Annotated in this window: 21 protein-coding genes; 7 read left to right on the top strand and 14 right to left on the bottom strand. The window is 36.1% G+C overall.

Annotated elements, in window-relative coordinates; genetic code table 11:
- Nucleotides 1–60: 60 nt before the first annotated feature.
- Together coaD and PP182_RS15635 are read right to left on the bottom strand one after the other, a co-directional pair.
- A complete protein-coding gene (gene coaD / locus PP182_RS15640; protein WP_272652200.1) occupies nucleotides 61–519 on the bottom strand; it encodes a pantetheine-phosphate adenylyltransferase in 459 nt (152 codons plus the stop codon).
- A 39-nt stretch (nucleotides 520–558) separates the two neighbouring features.
- Nucleotides 559–1533 carry a D-alanine--D-alanine ligase gene (locus PP182_RS15635; RefSeq protein WP_272652199.1) on the bottom strand — a complete coding sequence of 325 codons (975 nt, stop codon included), beginning with the start codon at nucleotides 1531–1533 and terminating at the stop codon, nucleotides 559–561.
- Between the two features lie 175 nt (nucleotides 1534–1708).
- Between PP182_RS15635 and PP182_RS15630 the strand changes: the two genes are divergently transcribed.
- The 4 genes from PP182_RS15630 to PP182_RS15615 all read left to right on the top strand — a co-directional run bounded on the left by PP182_RS15630 (nucleotide 1709) and on the right by PP182_RS15615 (nucleotide 4663).
- Nucleotides 1709–2296 (top strand): PASTA domain-containing protein, encoded by a 588-nt coding sequence (locus tag PP182_RS15630; RefSeq protein WP_272652198.1) that lies wholly within the window; start codon nucleotides 1709–1711, stop codon nucleotides 2294–2296.
- A 2-nt stretch (nucleotides 2297–2298) separates the two neighbouring features.
- Nucleotides 2299–3327, top strand: coding sequence for an RluA family pseudouridine synthase (locus PP182_RS15625; protein WP_272652197.1), 1029 nt, complete (start codon nucleotides 2299–2301; stop codon nucleotides 3325–3327).
- A gap of 152 nt (nucleotides 3328–3479) precedes the next feature.
- Entirely contained in the window at nucleotides 3480–4241 is a 762-nt protein-coding gene (yaaA, locus tag PP182_RS15620) for a peroxide stress protein YaaA (RefSeq protein WP_272652196.1), read from the top strand.
- Nucleotides 4242–4297: 56 nt separating this feature from the next.
- A complete protein-coding gene (locus PP182_RS15615) occupies nucleotides 4298–4663 on the top strand; it encodes a hypothetical protein (protein ID WP_272652195.1) in 366 nt (121 codons plus the stop codon).
- Between the two features lies 1 nt (nucleotide 4664).
- Here PP182_RS15615 and PP182_RS15610 read toward each other — a convergent pair whose 3' ends face one another.
- The gene (locus PP182_RS15610; RefSeq protein WP_272652324.1) at nucleotides 4665–4793 is read right to left on the bottom strand and encodes a 30S ribosomal protein THX; all 129 of its coding nucleotides are present in this window, start codon (nucleotides 4791–4793) and stop codon (nucleotides 4665–4667) included.
- An 80-nt stretch (nucleotides 4794–4873) separates the two neighbouring features.
- Here PP182_RS15610 and PP182_RS15605 point away from each other — a divergent pair, with 80 nt between their 5' ends.
- The 3 genes from PP182_RS15605 to PP182_RS15595 all read left to right on the top strand — a co-directional run bounded on the left by PP182_RS15605 (nucleotide 4874) and on the right by PP182_RS15595 (nucleotide 9094).
- A complete protein-coding gene (locus tag PP182_RS15605; protein ID WP_272652194.1) occupies nucleotides 4874–5536 on the top strand; it encodes a uracil-DNA glycosylase family protein in 663 nt (220 codons plus the stop codon).
- 285 nt (nucleotides 5537–5821) lie between these two features.
- Nucleotides 5822–8368: a phosphoenolpyruvate carboxylase gene (locus PP182_RS15600; RefSeq protein WP_272652193.1), complete on the top strand. Its 2547-nt coding sequence runs from the start codon at nucleotides 5822–5824 to the stop codon at nucleotides 8366–8368.
- Between the two features lie 45 nt (nucleotides 8369–8413).
- Nucleotides 8414–9094 carry a TonB-dependent receptor plug domain-containing protein gene (locus PP182_RS15595; protein ID WP_272652192.1) on the top strand — a complete coding sequence of 227 codons (681 nt, stop codon included), beginning with the start codon at nucleotides 8414–8416 and terminating at the stop codon, nucleotides 9092–9094.
- A gap of 139 nt (nucleotides 9095–9233) precedes the next feature.
- Here PP182_RS15595 and PP182_RS15590 read toward each other — a convergent pair whose 3' ends face one another.
- The 11 genes from PP182_RS15590 to PP182_RS15540 all read right to left on the bottom strand — a co-directional run bounded on the left by PP182_RS15590 (nucleotide 9234) and on the right by PP182_RS15540 (nucleotide 18414).
- Nucleotides 9234–9377 (bottom strand): hypothetical protein, encoded by a 144-nt coding sequence (locus tag PP182_RS15590; protein WP_272652191.1) that lies wholly within the window; start codon nucleotides 9375–9377, stop codon nucleotides 9234–9236.
- Nucleotides 9378–9476: 99 nt separating this feature from the next.
- The gene (locus PP182_RS15585; protein WP_272652190.1) at nucleotides 9477–10979 is read right to left on the bottom strand and encodes a M20/M25/M40 family metallo-hydrolase; all 1503 of its coding nucleotides are present in this window, start codon (nucleotides 10977–10979) and stop codon (nucleotides 9477–9479) included.
- Nucleotides 10980–11045: 66 nt separating this feature from the next.
- Nucleotides 11046–11261, bottom strand: a complete 216-nt coding sequence (locus PP182_RS15580; RefSeq protein ID WP_272652189.1) for a hypothetical protein — start codon at nucleotides 11259–11261, stop codon at nucleotides 11046–11048.
- On the bottom strand, nucleotides 11258–12022 hold the full coding sequence (trpA, locus tag PP182_RS15575; RefSeq protein WP_272652188.1) for a tryptophan synthase subunit alpha: 765 nt from the start codon (nucleotides 12020–12022) through the stop codon (nucleotides 11258–11260). Before trpA ends, PP182_RS15580 begins: the two co-directional genes overlap by 4 nt.
- Before the next feature lie 3 nt (nucleotides 12023–12025).
- The gene (gene trpB / locus PP182_RS15570; protein WP_272652187.1) at nucleotides 12026–13210 is read right to left on the bottom strand and encodes a tryptophan synthase subunit beta; all 1185 of its coding nucleotides are present in this window, start codon (nucleotides 13208–13210) and stop codon (nucleotides 12026–12028) included.
- Between the two features lie 11 nt (nucleotides 13211–13221).
- Nucleotides 13222–13848 carry a phosphoribosylanthranilate isomerase gene (locus PP182_RS15565; protein WP_272652186.1) on the bottom strand — a complete coding sequence of 209 codons (627 nt, stop codon included), beginning with the start codon at nucleotides 13846–13848 and terminating at the stop codon, nucleotides 13222–13224.
- The gene (trpC, locus tag PP182_RS15560) at nucleotides 13845–14627 is read right to left on the bottom strand and encodes an indole-3-glycerol phosphate synthase TrpC (RefSeq protein WP_272652185.1); all 783 of its coding nucleotides are present in this window, start codon (nucleotides 14625–14627) and stop codon (nucleotides 13845–13847) included. Before trpC ends, PP182_RS15565 begins: the two co-directional genes overlap by 4 nt.
- Complete coding sequence (gene trpD / locus PP182_RS15555) at nucleotides 14624–15619, bottom strand: anthranilate phosphoribosyltransferase (RefSeq protein ID WP_272652184.1); 996 nt, start codon at nucleotides 15617–15619, stop codon at nucleotides 14624–14626. Before trpD ends, trpC begins: the two co-directional genes overlap by 4 nt.
- A gap of 4 nt (nucleotides 15620–15623) precedes the next feature.
- A complete protein-coding gene (locus tag PP182_RS15550) occupies nucleotides 15624–16190 on the bottom strand; it encodes an anthranilate synthase component II (protein WP_272652183.1) in 567 nt (188 codons plus the stop codon).
- Entirely contained in the window at nucleotides 16191–17588 is a 1398-nt protein-coding gene (locus tag PP182_RS15545) for an anthranilate synthase component I family protein (RefSeq protein WP_272652182.1), read from the bottom strand.
- Between the two features lie 244 nt (nucleotides 17589–17832).
- Complete coding sequence (locus PP182_RS15540) at nucleotides 17833–18414, bottom strand: YceI family protein (RefSeq protein WP_272652181.1); 582 nt, start codon at nucleotides 18412–18414, stop codon at nucleotides 17833–17835.
- Nucleotides 18415–18445: the final 31 nt, after the last annotated feature.

Raw genomic sequence — 18445 nt, 5'->3', positions numbered from 1 at the left:
TTTAGCCGTGTTTTTTGCAGCATAGGAGTATTTTACACTAAATTATTGTGTATAAGTTTCTTACGAAGAAACCCTGACTGAATCTGGGACCAGCCCCGTGTAATCTCCCCCGTTTCTTATAACATCTCGTACTATTGAGGAACTGATATAGGATTTTCCTGAGGAGGTAAGAAGAAATACGGTCTCTATTTCCGAAAGTTTTCTATTGGTGTGTGCTATCGCCTTTTCGAACTCAAAATCTGCAGGGTTTCGAAGGCCTCTTAGAATGTAATTGGCATTCACCTTTTTACAAAAATCAACCGTAAGCCCTTCATAGGTTAACACTTTAATTCTGGGTTCATTAGCAAAGGCTCTTTTTATAAAAGTCATTCTTTCTTCCAGGGTGAACATGTACTTCTTTTGTGCGTTTTTCCCTATTGCAATTACAAGTTCATCAAATAATGTAATGCCTCGCAGTATAATATCATGATGTCCTAATGTAAGTGGATCAAAAGACCCTGGAAAGATGGCTCGCCTCATATACGTATTTAAAATCTACATTTTCTAAAAATAGTCATTTTATGGAAGAACCTCATTTATAGCATTTTCAAAAAGGGAAGGAAGGTCAATACCTGCCTGTTTTGCTTGTTGTGGTAATATACTTTCGGTTGTAAGGCCTGGTGTTGTATTTACTTCAAGTAGGTAAGGTTCGTCCCCAATAAATATAAATTCACTCCTTGAAAATCCTTTCATTTTTAGTACTTCATAAATTTTTTTGGCTAAATATTTAACCTTCTCTTCCTTACTCTTGCTAATTCTTGCAGGAGTAATTTCCTTCGATTTTCCCTCATATTTGGCCTCATAATCAAAAAAATCATTTTCAGATACAATTTCCGTTATGGGTAAAACTTTTGTTTCTCCTTCATAGCTAATTACACCAACCGATACTTCCGTGCCATCTAAAAATCCTTCAATAATAATTTCATCATCTTCCTCATAAGCAGATTTAATGGCTTTACGCAAATCTTCTTTTTTGTAAACTTTTGATATACCATAACTACTTCCCGATTTATTGGCTTTGACAAAACAAGGTAGTTTTACAGTATTTATAATTTCTTCAGTATTTACCTTATCGCCTTTATTTAAATAGTAGGAAGGTGCAGATTTAATGCCATAAGGTTTTAGTACACTTAATAAATCCCTTTTGTTAAAAGTTAGTGCAGCCTGATAAAAGTTACAAGAGGTCTGTGGGATGTTCAAAAGTTCAAAATAGGCCTGTAGGAGTCCATCTTCGCCTGGCGTACCATGAATTGCATTGAAAACACAGTCGAATTGAATTAGTTCACTTTCGATTTTTATCGAAAAGTCATGTCTGTTAACTGGAAATTCTACATTTTCCTGGTTGACATAAACCCATTTCTCCTTGGAAATATGTATGGGGAAACAATTAAATTTTTCCTTATCAAGGTAATCATAAACAACTTTTCCGCTTTTCAAGGAAATCTTATATTCGCTGGAATAGCCACCCATTATAATTGCTATATTTTTTTTCATTTATGTATGTATCCTTTTCTCTTACAAAGATGTACTATTCCCTTTAAAGAAAAAAGAATTGATTTCTGTAGTTGAATTTTTCAAAAATCAACTTTAGATTGTCCTTAATACCATTTGTTAATGGTTCAAATTGGTACAAGGGCATTTACTATATTTGTACCAATCAAAGATTCAAATGAAGAATTTTTTAATTTTTTTAAGGAGCAAAACATTCCTAATACAGTTGGGACTTGCCTTAGTGCTTACGTTGGTTTTAATATTTCTGGTATTTAGGTGGTTGAACAGTACTACCAACCATGGTGAGTTTGTTGAGGTTCCCGATTTTTCAAAATTGTCTGTTATGGAGATGCGCAAATCTGTCGAGAATGCCGGTTTGAGGTACGAAGTAGTGGATTCCGCAAATTATAATCCAGATTATCCAAGGTTTTCTATTATTGAGCAGAATCCGTCTGCCGGTACCAAGGTAAAAAGTAATCGAAAAATATATTTTACGGTCAATCCTTCGGGATACAAAAAGGTGACTGTACCGAAAATCATACAGGTTACGAAAAGAAATGCATCTTCCATGTTAAAGGCTGTTGGGCTAGACGTCCAGAGAGTAACGTATATTGACCAACTCGGAAAAGATATGGTGTATTACATAAAATATAAAGGAAAGGACATAAAACCTGGAGATAAATTGCCAAAAACCTCAAAAATTGAATTGATTTGTGGAAATGGAAAAATTCCCGGGAGTGCCATCATACAGTCCGACTCTGAATAATTATGACTTCAATAACCAATTCAGAACAAGAAGATAACGACGAACTTTTTGAGCATTTTAGATTTATGGCCTCTAAGGGACAAGAGCCTTTGAGAGTCGATAAATTTTTGATGAATTTTATTGAAAATGCCACAAGAAACAAGATTCAACAAGCCGCTAAAGATGGTCATGTTTGGGTCAATGAAACTGTTGTTAAATCTAATTACAAAGTAAAAGCGGGCGATGAGGTTAAGGTACTTTTTGAACATCCTCCCCATGAACATTTATTGGTACCTGAAGACATTCCTTTAGAAATCGTCTATGAGGATGATTCACTATTAGTTGTTGATAAACCTTCAGGGATGGTGGTCCACCCAGGGCATGGGAACTATTCCGGAACCCTTATCAATGCTCTGATATTCCATTTCGAAAATTTGCCAACCAATAGCAATGAGCGCCCAGGCCTAGTTCACAGAATTGACAAGGATACCTCCGGTCTTTTGGTAATTGCAAAAACCGAAGCCGCTATGACCCATTTGGCCAAGCAATTTTTCGACAAAACATCAGAAAGGGAATATATTGCCTTGGTATGGGGAAATGTTGAAGATGATGAAGGAACGGTTGTTGGTAATATTGGTAGGAACCCAAAAAACAGACTTCAAATGCATGTCTTTCCTGAGGGTGAGGATGGAAAAGAAGCTGTTACCCATTATAAAGTTTTAGAGCGTTTAGGCTACGTAACCTTGGTTTCGTGTAAATTGGAAACGGGTAGAACCCATCAAATACGTGTTCACATGAAGTATATTGGTCATACGTTATTTAATGACGAACGTTATGGGGGTGATAAAATTTTAAAAGGAACCACATTTACAAAATATAGACAGTTTGTGGAAAATGCCTTCAAGGTATTACCTAGACAGGCCTTACATGCAAAAACATTGGGCTTTGTGCATCCGGTCACTGGAGAGAAAATGAAATTTGATTCCGAAGTTCCTGTGGACATGGAAGCATGTATAGACAAATGGAGGAATTACACTAGTTCAAGTTCATAGATAGCATCGATATAACTATCAATTCTCTTTGTTCTCAACTATTTTACTTAGAAGAAAAAACCTATATTTTTGGAGTTATGAACGCGATGTGTTTTCAGTTCAATTATTTACTTAAAACTTTTCAAATAAGCATTAAGGTTTAACTATATTCTATGAAAATTGTAGTATCTCCGGCAAAATCACTTGATTTTGAAAGCAAATTACCAACCGATTGGTTTTCTCAACCCATATTTATTGAAGAGGCTGAAAAGCTAAACAAGATATTGGCAAAGAAAAAGCCAAAAGCGCTATCAGAACTTTTGTCAATTTCAGATAACTTGGCACAATTGAATTGGGAGCGTAACCAAAATTTTAAAACTCCTTTTAACGAAGAGAATGCCAGGCCAGCCGTTTTTGCTTTTAATGGAGATGTTTACCAAGGGTTGGATGCTTACTCCATTTCAAAAAATAAATTGGAAAATCTTCAAGATTCCTTGCGAATACTTTCAGGACTTTACGGTATTTTAAAGCCTTTGGATTTAATACAGCCGTATCGATTGGAAATGGGTACATCTTTGAAAGTGGGCAGGAAGAAAAATCTGTATGAATTCTGGAAAAAGAGGTTGACAGACGAATTAAATCAGGAACTACAGGAAGGGGATCTTTTTATAAACCTCGCCAGTAACGAGTATTTTAGTGCTATAGACCAAAAAGAATTAAAAGTTCCCGTTATTTCCCCTGTTTTCAAAGATTGGAAAAATGATAAACTAAAAGTGATAAGCTTTTTTGCCAAGAAGGCCAGAGGTTCTATGGTGAGATATATTTTGGACTCAAATGCGAAAACCCTGGATGATATAAAAGGTTTTAGTATGGATGACTACGAATTTAGCCAAGAACATACCTTAAAGGAAAACGAACCCGTATTTATAAGATAAAATATATTGGGGTTCCTACCGTTTTGCTTGTATAGCTAATCCTTAAATTTTTATTCATGAAGAGGCTTCTAGTAGTATGCGTAGTATTTTTTGGTATCTTCTTATCATGTACGGATCAGGACGACGATGTAGATATGGTCAATATCCGTATTAAGAACGATACCGAGTTTTCATTTACGGAAGTTCGTATTGTTGAAAAGGATACGGTTTATGAGAATATTCCCGCGGGCGAATTTTCTGAATATTATGAGTTCTTAAATGCAGCGGAGGAAATGGGACTATCCATAGTATCAGATTCCAGTTTTTTTAGCTACATACCCAATACTGATGTAATCGATTCTTTGCCTATTGGATTTTATACTTATGAAATAGGAATAGACGAAGAGAATCAGGTTCAGTTCAACTTTAGAATAGACTATTAAGCTACTTTTTTTTACTGATTTTTATTTTTTCCTCTACCGTAGGTTTTCTTTTGATTTTTTTCGGTCGTCTGGCACCATAGGAATTATTCGCTATTTTTCCTCTTTTTGATTTTTTATCTCCCTTGCCCATTTTCATTTAATTTATCTTCTTAAAGTTACTAAATTGGTGGGTAAATAGCTATTGATTGTAACTCTATTAATGAACTAGTTTTGTTTCAACATATACACCCCTATGAACCTTTTCTTTTTAAGGAAGCTACTCGGCTCATTGTAGGTACTTTGCCTCCTCCCAGATTTACGACCGGAGAATTGAAGCCTGGTGATGTTGATTTTTGCTATGGCAGCAGGGACGGACAATTATGGCCTATCTTAAATGAAATTTTCAATTTAAATCTTCTTTTTGAAACCTCAGAAAGGGCTGTTCAACAACGAAAGCAGTTTTTAATAAAGCATAAAATTGGAATTTGTGATATTGTTGCTTCTGCAGAAAGGGAAAAAGTGGATGCATCGGATTTAGGGATGCAAAATATTGAATTAAGGAATCTTCTTTGTCAATTAGAGCGATTCCCAAATATAGAAACCCTTCTCTTTACTGGCGGAAATAGCAAAAACGGTCCGGAGTATTTTTTCAGGAAACACCTAAAGGCCAATGGACTGACCTTAAAATTGGTGTTTAATCAAGTACCCAGAATTCACGAGTTTATCCATCCCAAAACCAAGAAAAAAATGAATACGGTTTCTTTAATTGCACCTTCTGGGGCTGCCAATAGAGCAGTGGGTAGTTTGGCCGACTATAAATTATTAAAAGCAAAGAACCCAAGCTTCAATACCATAGATTATAGGATTCTGCAATACAGTAAGTTTTTTCAATAATTAATAGTATTCCAAAACTAAAAAGAGCCCTGCTTTATCGGCAAGACTCTTTTACGAGAACACTATATGAAAATGAAAAAATTATTTAATTAATTACAAGATAAAACTAAGCAGGTTTCTTGGTAAAGATTAATTATTGTTGTCAAAACTGTTGTTTTTGTGGTAAAGGAAATCTATTTTGTTATTTAAGCATATTCATGCTTTCCATTTCCAGAGAATATCGATCTTTATAGATGGATGAAAGATGGAAAAATGGTCAATAAACTGAAAAAATAATATTAGTATATGCAGCAGTCAGAAAGATTAGAGGAATTTAAAAAATCTGTTGAAAATAAATTCAATGTATACAACAGCCTATTTCTTAATTTACCTTATAGTAATATTGAGAACGTAGGAATGTTGATTCCCCTTTTAATGGATCAATCTGAAAAGGGGTTAAAAAAGGGACTTAATCCAAGGGAAATATTGGATTTGTTCTTTGAAAAGTTTGTAAGTCTAGAAACGGAGCAGGAGAAGATAGATTTTATGTTTCGTGTCATTCAATACGTAGAGCGTCAGGTCGTATTGTATGACAGTGTCGAAGATGCTGCTTTTCCAAAATTACATAGGCATTCTAGCTCACTATCCTTGAGGGATTATTTCCAACTTGTAGAAAGAAATGGTGCCTGGGACCAAATTGGCGATAAATTGGACAGTTTTAGCGCTAGAATTGTACTTACCGCACATCCTACTCAGTTTTATACCCCGGCGGTCCTTGATATTATTACCAACCTTAGAACCTTAATTCTTGAAGATAGGATCGATGAAATTGATGTAGCGCTACAACAACTAGGTCTTACCTCCTTGATTAATGCCAAGAAACCTACACCTTTAGATGAGGCCAAAAATATAATATACACCCTTAGAAATGTATATTATGATGCTATTGGAGATTTATATTCCTATATAAAAGGTAGCACAGGTTCCAAGAAATTCGAAAATCATAATATTGTAAAATTAGGATTTTGGCCGGGTGGTGACAGGGATGGTAATCCTTTTGTAACTTCCGATATCACGAAAGATGTAATGAACGAGCTTCGATTAACCTTAATGAAGTGTTATTACAACGATTTGAAAAGGCTTCAGCATAAACTCACCTTCAAGGCGGTTCAGGAGCCTTTGAACAAATTAAGAGGCAATTTATATACTGCTATGTTCGACAGTACTAAAGATGTGGGTTATGATGATATCATAAATCCGTTAGTGCAAATTAGGGAAGCCCTTATAGAAAAATACAATAGTCTTTACCTGAAGGATTTAGACAAATTCATCGATAAGGTGAAAATATTTAAAACCCATTTTGCCACAATCGACATTAGGCAAGATCATAGTATGCATACTAAAGTGATGACTGCAGTATTAAAACATAAAGGTTTTATTGAGGAAGATTTGACCGAATTATCGGAGGAAGAGTTCATAAAAATTTTAATTCATGAAGATTTTCAATTATCTCCCAATGATTTTGACGATGATATAGTAAAGGATACCATTGCCAATATTTCCCAGTTACAGACCATTCAAGAAAAAAATGGAGAGGAAGGCTGCAATAGATATATAATTAGTAATTCCGAGGATATTTATAGTATCCTATTTGTTTATGCCTTGTTTAGATGGTGCGGTTGGGGAGATAAGAAAATCACCTTTGATATCGTACCTTTATTTGAAACGATGAACGGTATGGACAACTCTGAAGCGACCATGCAACAATTGTTCAATTTAAAGGAATATAGAGCGCATGTTGCCAATAGGGGTAACAAGCAAACCATTATGCTTGGTTTTTCTGATGGTACTAAGGATGGCGGTTACTTAAAAGCGAATTGGTCAATTTTAAAAACCAAGGAATCACTGTCCGGTGTCTGCGAAAATAATGGTGTAGATGCGATATTTTTTGATGGTAGGGGAGGACCCCCAGCAAGGGGTGGTGGTAAAACACATCGTTTTTATGCCGCACAAACAAGTAAGGTGGCCAATAATGAAATTCAATTGACCATTCAAGGACAGACCATAACGAGTACTTATGGAACTAAGGAACAATTTATTTACAACAGTGAGCAGTTATTGACAGCGGGACTTTCCAATGCCATTTTGGACAAGGAAATAAGTATAACGGATGAATCCAGGGCTTTAATAGAAGAATTATCAGAGTTGAGTTTTTCTAAATATGATGCCTTAAAACATCACGACAAATTTATGCCCTATCTGGAGAACATGAGTACCTTAAAATATTACACCAAGGCCAATATTGGCAGTAGGCCTGGCAAAAGAGGAAATAAGGCAAAATTGGAACTAACAGATTTAAGGGCTATTTCTTTCGTAGGTTCATGGAGTCAGCTTAAACAGAATGTTCCAGGATATTTTGGTATCGGTACGGCGCTTAAGAAGTTGGAGGACCAAGGCCGATTTGAGGAAGTGAAAAATCTTTATGAAGACGTCCCTTTTTTCCAAGCGCTAATGATGAATAGTATGATGAGTTTATCCAAGTGCTATTTCGAATTAACCAGTTATATGAAGGAGGATGATGAATATGGGGCTTTTTGGGAAATATTACTGGAGGAATTTAGACTTTCTAAGAAGATGCTATTGAAACTATCAGGAATGGAGGTATTAATGGAAAAAGAGGCCATTTCAAGGGAGTCGATTAAAATCCGCGAGGATATTGTTTTGCCCTTATTGGTTATACAGCAGTATGCACTGCAAAAAATTAGTCAAGGTACTAAACATAAAGACCTATATGAGAAAATTGTAACCAGGTCATTATATGGCAATATCAATGCTAGTAGAAATTCTGCGTAAATTATAATAAGTATTGGTCTTACGATAGGTATAAATCAAGAGATTATGAAGCAGTTTTCGGCACTATTTAAAAATGGATTGAATTCATATTTATTTATATGTCTTTTGGTTTGCTGTTCAGTTAAGTCCCAAAAAAGTAAGTCTGAAAGGATTAAAATTGAAGGAGTGGTAACGGATGCAGCTGGAAATCCTATAAAAAATGCTGTATTATATGTTGATTCGGTTAAAACCTTTGAAAGGTCAAATAAAAATGGATTTTATAAATTCAGAATAGATGGTAGCACTAAATTCTTGAGTATGTTTTCTGAATTACATGGTATTCAAAATACAATTTATAATGGGCAACATAAGATAGATTTTCAGTTCGATGAAAGCTATAATAAGCTTAGTGAAAGGGAGCTGGAAAATATGGGGTATACAATTAGAATACCTAAAAAAGGGACCGTCGACCCATCAAAATTCAAGGACTATTCAGATATTTTTCAATTAATTAGGGAAATGTTTACTGGTGTTGTAGTTAATGGGAATAACATAGTCGTAAGAGGAAAATCAACGTTTGGAAGTAATACACAACCTTTATTCATAGTGGATGATACTTATGTGAACGATATTTCAAACATAAATCCAATCGAGGTCCGGTCAATTGAACTTCTAAAAGGAAGCGATGCAACTTTATATGGTTCAAGAGGGGGGAATGGTGTATTCCTTATCTATTTAAAGAAATAGAAATTATAATATTTTTAACGACTAATATCTATTGGATTGATTTTTAGTAATACTAGTAAGAGATTTGAATAAAAAATAATAAACAATAAAACGCCCGGTTCCTTGAACCGGGCGTTTTTAATTATGATCATTCAGACAATTATTTTTTATTCTGCTGGTCTTTTATTGTCTTTTCATCAATATCAAACTTGTTCGTATCGATTTTTGTATTACCAGTCGGATTTGTAGGATTTTCCTGTTCCTGTTTTCTCTTAAACTTTTTTTTATCTTTAATTATTCCCATTGTTTCTATTTTCTTGATTCACTCAAAATATACGAAACAAGATACCTAAACTCCGTTAAGGCCCCATTAAACCTTTGTTAGTAGATGTTAAATCATGCTTCAGTCAGAAAAAGGGGTACTTAATAAAGCGTAGAAAGTTTTAATGCCGTAAGCTATCTGTCCAATTTTTAAATTTTCATTTGGACTATGCTGATTATTGTCCGGATTCACCAAAGGGACCAGAAAAGCTGGGATTTTTAATTCATTGACAAATGGGGAGATTGGAACGGTACCTCCCATAGTCCTTATCTGAACCACATCTTGCTGAAATTGGTCCTTTAAGGTTTTGACTATAAAATCACCATATGGGTTATTCAAGTCTGTTCTAAACGCATCGGTAACGGAACCTTCGGTAATCATAATTATTTTTTCGTTGTTCATTCGTTGTTGTTCTGTAGGCTCGGAATCGGTAATGTAGAAACCTTGATTTTTAATATATTCCTTTACCAAATTTTTAAGACGTTCGCCATCAGATTCGGGAACTAACCTTAAATCCAATTCTGCGGTTGCGGTTGCGGGGACAATGGTCCTTGCCTCATCGCCAACCCATCCAGAACCTAACCCTCTTAAATTCAAACTTGGATACTGTAAAGATTCTTGGTAATATGAACCTACTTTATCGGCCGATTTAAATTGAAGTCTCTGCTTAATTGCTGAATCATCATCAGGGACACTTTTTAAAATATTTTGAGTGGTTTGATCTAAACTAATTCCATCATAATAACCTGGGATAATTACACGCCCTTCCGAGTCCTTTAAAGAAGCCAATAGTTGGGATAAAATAAACCCTGGATTGGGAGCATAATTTCCATAATGTCCGCTATGCTGAGGCTTTACAGGGCCAAAAGTGGTAAGGGACATCGTTGTGATACCCCTGCACCCGTAGACCACCGTTGGCAATCCAGAGGGATGAACGGGACCATCATTAATGATTAAAAAATCGGCCATCAATAGCTCCCTATATTCTTGTACTGCCTTGGGCAAGGGTTTACTACTTTTTTCCTCTTCGCTATCCAAAATTACCTTAATATTAAAAGGAAGGTTGATATTATCTTCTTTTAATAGGTCTATCGTATTTAAGAGCATAACGATGGGTCCCTTGTCATCTGATGTGGAGCGTCCAAAAAGTCGCCAATCATAATTGATATCGTCGTTCAAATCACCGAAGGATTCTTCTTCCCATTTGCCATCTTTATTGGACTTAAGACTTAAAACATAAGGATCTTTTTGATTCCATTTGGAGGGGTCTACTGATTGTCCATCAAAATGCATATAGAATAGTATGGTTGGTTTGTTATCGTCCATGGGTAAGGCGGCGAAGAATAAAGGGAGACCTTCTGTTTCCAAAATACTAGTATTGAATCCACGGGCATTAAATTTATTTCGGAGCCATAAAATATTGGTATCTATATCGTCCGAATTTAAGGCATCATTGGGTATAGCTACGAATTCTTGTAACTCATCAATAGTTTTACGTACTTGAGTTTTTATTTTAATCGAATCTTGCCCGTACATGGTACATACGGAAATAAATACAAGAATAATTGCTAAAAGTCTTTTCATGGATAATTGGTTAAAGAGACAAACTATAATTACACCTTAAAGATAGGGCTACCAATTGAATTGAAACTATTTATCGGCAAGGGATAAAGCTATTTTTCGTATTAAAAGTAAATATGGGAATCCATGGAACAGTACATCGAACCAATCCATAAGTGCCATTCCATTTGCTCCTCCCATAATCCATTTAATTTTTCCCCAGATGTGCGGTTCGGGAAAGAAAGGTGCCAGTCCTAGTGTGAGGCATAATAGGATTACTAATTTCCAATCGTTTATAAAACTCACCTAATCGTATTTATAAAGTCAGGAATATTATTTTCACCATTTTCAGTCAAATGTTTTATAAAGGCGGAGCCAATAATAGCACCTTTTGCTGTTTTCGTAGCTTGCTGAAAAGTTTTATTATCCTTAATACCAAAACCAACAATCTGTGGATTTTTTAAATTCATGGCCTCAATTCTTTCAAAATAGGCCTCTTGCTCATTTCCGAATCCCGTTTTGGAACCCGTAACACTTGCGGAACTCACCATATAGATAAAACCATTGGAGGCTTTGTCAATTTGTCGGATTCGTTCGTCACTAGTTTGCGGCGTAATCAAGAAAATATTCAACAAACCATATTTTTTGAAGGTTGCTTCAAATTCAGATTGAAAAACATCCAATGGTAAATCGGGTAAAATAAGTCCGTCAATTCCTATTTCCTCACATTGTTTACAGAATGCTTCTACTCCATACTGAAGGACAGGATTGAAATACCCCATGATAATCAGCGGAATGGTAACCGATTTACGAATATCTTTCAATTGGTCAAAAAGAATTTCCGTGGTCATTCCATTAATTAAAGCGTCCGTTGAACTCTTTTGAATAGTCGGCCCATCTGCCAAAGGATCGCTAAATGGCAATCCGATTTCAATCATGTCCACACCATTTTTCTCCAAATCCTGGATGATTTTAACGGTACTATTAAGGGAAGGATATCCAGCCGTAAAATAAATGGATAATAGTTTTTTATCCTCCTTTAATTTTAGTTTTATTCTATTGCCCATTGGTTATGCTAGCTTAAAATAATCAATATAGGTTTGCAAATCCTTATCGCCCCTCCCGGATAGACTTAGAACAAGAACATCATCTGGCTTAAACTTTTTGTGCTGAAAAATGGCAAAAGCATGACCTGATTCTATAGCAGGAATTATACCTTCCAATTGGGACAGTTCCAATCCTGCTGTCATGGCCTCGTCATCCGTTGCCGAATAGAATTCTGCCCTTCCTGATGTATAGAGGTGTGAATGCATCGGACCAACACCAGGGTAATCCAATCCCGCTGATATGGAATAGGGTTCTGTAATTTGTCCATCCGATGTTTGCATGAGCATCGTTTTACAACCATGAATAATGCCAATTTTTCCAAGTGCCGATGTGGCTGCACTTTCCCCGGAATCAATTCCTTTTCCTGCTGCTTCTACCGCAATGATGCCAACCTCCGGCTCATCCAGAAAATGATAGTAGGTTCCTGCCGCATTACTGCCTCCACCAATACAGGCAATAACATAATCCGGATTTTCACGTCCTTCTTTTTCCTTTAACTGCCATTTTATTTCTTCTGAAATTATGGACTGAAAACGGGTAACCATATCGGGATAGGGGTGAGGTCCGATAGCAGAACCTATGATATAATGTGTGTCCACCGGATTGTTAATCCAATCCCGGATCGCTTCATTGGTAGCATCCTTTAATGTTTTACTTCCTGAAATTGCAGGTCTAACTTCGGCCCCTAGCATTTTCATGCGAGCAACATTCGGTGCCTGTCGAGCAATATCAATTTCCCCCATGTAAACGATACATTTAATTCCCATTAAAGCGCATACCGTGGCAGTAGCTACACCATGTTGTCCAGCCCCAGTTTCAGCAATGATTCGGGTTTTTCCCAATCGCTTGGCCATTAAAATTTGTCCAACGGTATTATTCACCTTGTGTGCTCCGGTATGGTTGAGGTCTTCCCTTTTTAAATAGATTTTCGCCCCATGCTTTTCAGATAAACGCTTTGCATAGTACAAAGGGGAAGGTCGGCCGACATAATCCTTTAAAAGTTGATAAAATTCCTTTTTAAAGGAATCCTCATTCATTATTTCCAGATATTTCTGTCTCAACTCTTCAACATTCGGATACAGCATTTCGGGTATAAAAGCTCCTCCAAATTCACCATAATACCCTTTTTCGTCGACATGATATTTCATAAGCATGTGTATTAAGTACCAAGTACTTTTTTAAACTCTTCTAAATTTTCAATATTTTTTAGACCAGGTTTATCCTCAAACTTACTGTTGACGTCCACAGCATAGCAGTATTTTGACTCTGGTCTTTTTAAAAATTCTTTGATGTCATTCAGGTTGTCCAATCCAATTCCTCCACTTAAAAAATAAGGTTTGGTAGAGGGGTATGCTTTAAGTACTGACCAATCAAAGGTGTAACCGTTTCCCCCAGGCAATTTCCCTTTGGTATCGAATAAAAAGTAATCACTAACTTTTTCATATTCCTTTAAATCGCTAAAATCAAAATCTTTTTTTATGGAGAAAACCTTGATGATTTCAACATCTGAGCCCAATTCTTTTCCTTTTAATCTCTTGCAGTAACTTGGACTTTCTTTACCATGCAATTGTACACCATTGAGTCCATACTTTTTAACTGTTTCGGTAATATATGCTATAGAAGCATCAACAAAAACACCTACTTTTTTTATGGAAGGAGATAGAAAAGGAATCTCACCATCAAAATAACGAGAGGAGGACTCCCAAAATATAAAGCCTAAATAATCGGGCCTTAAAGCTGCAACTTCCAATGGGTTATATTTCATGCCGCAAATCTTTAGCTTCATTTTAGTTGATCGATGAATTTATGGGCACTTTCACCTGGCTTATCGGTTTTCATAAAATTCTCTCCAATAAGAAAACCCTCATAACCGTAGTTTTTTAATGATTTTATAGCTTCAATGGAACTTATCCCACTTTCGGAAACTTTTACAAAATCTTCTGGGATAAGACTGGATAAATCTTTACTTGTATCCAAGCTTACCTCGAATGTTTTGAGATTTCGGTTGTTGACACCTAACATGTCCAAACTGGGCATAATGGATTTTGTAAGTTCCTCTTCGTTATGAACTTCAAGCAATACGTCCAAGTTTATGGACTTAGCGAATTCTGATAGGTTCTTTATTTCATTTTTTGTCAGTACAGCTGCAATCAGCAAAATAACATCGGCACCATAGGCCTTTGCTTCCATGATTTGATATTCATCAATAATAAAATCTTTTCGCAACAATGGAATATTTACGGAAGCCCGGGCTAATACTAAATCCTCAATCGAACCTCCAAAATATTTGATGTCCGTTAGGACACTCATACCACAAACCCCTGCGGATTTATATCCTTTGGCAACTTGGCCGACATTGGTATTTTGGTTGATGGTATCTTTCGATGGAGAACGTCTTTTGTGTTCCGCAATAATTCCCGTGTCACTATGCTTTAAAGCAGTAGCCAAAGAATTACTTTTTCGGTCAAAAAGAACCGATCTTTCCAGTTGACTCCTCGGAATCACTGTTTTTTTTAAAGCAACTTCTTTACGTTTATCCGTAACTATTTTGTCTAAAATGTTCATGCTGCACTAATTGCCTGTAATTTTTTTAATGCCTTTAATCCATTACCATTCAATAGGGATTCTTTGGCAATTTCAAAACCTTCCTTAGGTGTTAAATTGTTTACCGTACTAATGGCGACTCCCGCATTGGCGCAAACCACGTTATTTTGTGCCTCCGTACCTCTTCCGTTCAAAACGTTCATAAAGATTTGGGCAGATTCGGGAATTCCTGCACCTCCAACAATTTCTGAAGCTGAAATACTATCGACGCCAAAGTCCGACGGTTTTAACATACCTTCGGACCCATTGGAAATAGTCTTGGTCTCTCCGGTTAAGCTAATTTCATCATAACCGTCCAAAGCGTGTAATACCGTGAATTTTTTATCTGTGTTTTGGTAGAGATAACCATACATTCGAGCCAATTCTAAATTGAACACACCTACCATTTGATTTTTTGGGAATGCAGGATTAACCATAGGTCCCAACATATTAAAGAATGTTTTTACAGCCAATTCCCTTCGTATGGGCGCTACATTTTTCATAGCAGGATGAAATAGGGGAGCATGAAGTACACAAATACCTGCTTCTTCAATCGATTTTTTTAGAAAATCAGCTTCACTACTAAACTTGATACCCAGGAACTCCATCACATTACTGCTACCACATTTGGAGGAAACCCCATAGTTGCCATGCTTGGTAACCTTAACACCGGCACCAGCTGTAACGAAGGATGCCAGTGTAGAAATGTTAAAGGTGTCTTTACCGTCACCTCCCGTACCACAAAGATCAATTGGATTATATTCGGACAGATCAACAGCTAAGCATAAATCCAGCAATGCATCTCGAAATCCTTCCAATTCTTCTATGGTTACGCTGCGCATCATATAGACAGTCAGGAAAGCGGCGATTTGACTCGTGTTGTAGTCCCCCTTTGCGATGTTTACCAAAATCTGTTTGGCATCCTCTTTTTCTAGGATTTCGTGATTAATAAGTTTATTTAATGTTTTTTTCATTTTTTTAGTGCTTTAACCAGTTCTCTAACATTTGTTTACCACTTGGCGTTAAAACGGATTCCGGGTGAAATTGAACGGCCCTAACATCATATATTTTATGTCTTAAAGACATAATTTGACCGTTTTTATCAAAAGAGGTAGCTTCAAGACAGTCTGGCAAATTGGGGTCTACTACCCAAGAGTGATATCTTCCTATTTCAATATCTTTTTGAAGTCCGTTAAAAATGTAGTCATTAACTTCGATTCTAATCTTGGTGGCTACACCATGATAGACTTGGTCCAAATTAATTAGTGTCCCACCGAAGACTTCGGCAATCGCCTGTTGTCCTAAACAAACTCCAAATATTCTTTTTGTAGAAGCGTATTTTTTTATGATTGGTTTTAATAATCCGGCTTCGTCTGGAATCCCGGGTCCTGGTGAAAGTACTAGTTCACTATAATCATCAACTTCTTCCAAGGTGAGTTGGTCATTTCGTTTTACAACAACCTCGCATCCCAAATCCTCTAAATAGTGCACCAGATTAAAGGTGAAGCTATCATAATTATCGATCATTAATATCCTCCTTGCCATTTAGATAGTTTCAGCGATTTCCAAAGCTTTGTTTAAAGCTCCCAATTTATTGTATGTCTCTTGTAGTTCGTCATCTGCATCTGAGGCAGCCACAAGTCCTGCTCCTGCTTGAAAATGGAGTTCATGGTTTTTGCTGAGGAACGTTCTTATCATTATGGCATGGTTAAAGTTTCCATTAAAATCCATAAAGCCGATGGCACCTCCGTAATAACTACGACTTGTTGTTTCATATTTTTCTATGAGTTGCATTGCCATATGCTTAGGAGCTCCGCTTAATGTTCCCGCAGGAAAAGTATCTGCAACTATTTTTAGGGTAGATATATCCTGTTTTTTCATTCCAGTAACCTTGGAAACTAAGTGAATTACATGAGAAAAGTATTGAACCTCCCTATAAGTATCTACATGAACCATGTTACCGTTCCGGCTTAGGTCATTTCTTGCAAGATCTACGAGCATAACATGTTCACTATTTTCCTTATCATCCTGGGCTAATTTTTTTGCCAATTCAGCATCTTTTTCGTCATTTCCCGTGCGTTTATACGTTCCTGCAATAGGGTGTATTTCTGCTTTTCCATCCTTAACAATAAGCTGTGCTTCTGGTGAGCTGCCGAATATTTTAAAATTCCCATAATCGAAAAAGAAAAGATAGGGGGAAGGGTTAATGGAACGCAATGCCCTATAAACATTGAATTCATCACCTTTAAATTTTTGAGAAAACCTTCTGGAAAGCACTAACTGAAAAACATCTCCTCGCTTGCAATGTTTTTTTGCCAATTCTACGTGTTTCTTGTATTCTTCGTCCTCCAGATTTGTTTTAACCTCACCTTCTTTAGTGAAATTATAAGAGGCAAATGATTTTACATTTAAAAGCCGTTCAATTTCTGGAATATTATTTTCCGATTCAAAACAATGAGCAAAAATGTATGCTTCATTTTTAAAGTGATTTATGGCAATTACATTTTTGTAAACAGCATAAAAAATATCCGGGATTTCTATTGAATTTTCCTTTCTGGAGATTTCTATATCCTCGAAATAGCGAACGGCATCATATGCCATAAAGCCAAAAAGACCATTAGTTATGAATTTATAGTCCTGATTGGCAACATTGAAGCTTTTACTAAACACATCAATTTCATTTGTGACATCCATGTTTTTATCAATATCCAGTTCTTCAGTGGAACCATCCGGAAATTCCTTGTTTATTTTTTCATCCTTAACTTTTATAGAGGCTATAGGGTTACAGCAGATATAGGAAAAGCTATTGTCGTTTGCGTGATAATCACTACTCTCCAATAAAATACTATTGGGGTATTTGTCCCTGATTTTTAAATAGACACTGACAGGAGTAATGGTGTCTGCCAATATTTTTTTGGAGTATGTCTTAAGTGTATATGACATGATTGATGCTATAAATTAAAAAAGGCCTGTCGTGATGACAAGCCTCTATATTTTAAAAATGGAGAACCGGCTCACGAAGATTGTCGCAAGTTATTCCACCACCAGTTTTTTATGTTTGTTTTCATTGCCGTAAATATAAAAAGGAAATTTTAACCCGCAAATTTAATTTTTAAAAAAAATCCTCTTGAATAGATTTCAAGAGGACCTTAAACACACCAACCATTTTTGGTTGTTACTATTGCTTTTAGATAGCTAAATCTACTACCAAGTCAAATTCATCGTAGATAGTCTTGTCACCAAGATTGTCAAAGAAACTACCTGAACCATATCTTACATCATAGTTAGCCCGGTCAATTTTCAAAGTGGCAGTAGCCTTGTTTTCATAAATGGATACGACAAAAGTTATAGGGTTTGTTTTTCCCTTAATTGTCAAATCTCCTTTAACGGAATATGAATTTTTGTTCATGGACTCTGCTGATGTTATTTCCAATTTGGCAGTTGGATACGTATCTACACCAAAAAAATCATCTGATTTAAGGTGACCTTCCAACTTTTCTTTGCCTTCACCGGAGGCCATGTCCAAATTATTTATAGAGGTCATGTCAACAACAAATTCACCACCAGTCAATTTGTTACCGTCCATCATCAAATGTCCAGATTTTAGGGCAATGGTTCCTTCATGTGAGCCCGTTACTTTGTAACCTTTCCAAGTTACTTTACTTTCACTTACGTTTACTTCTTTTTTCTCATCATCAATAGGAGAATTAGCCGTTGCGGAAAATCCGAAAACTACTGCCAATGCAATACTTAAAACTGTCTTTTTCATGTTTTTAATTTAAATTTTTGAATAAATGTTA

Origin of the sequence: Maribacter sp. PR1, from assembly GCF_028464145.1 — a bacterium.
Classification (GTDB): domain Bacteria; phylum Bacteroidota; class Bacteroidia; order Flavobacteriales; family Flavobacteriaceae; genus Maribacter.
Note: the sequence above shows the minus strand (reverse complement) of the source record. Positions and strands in the feature narration are given on the sequence as shown.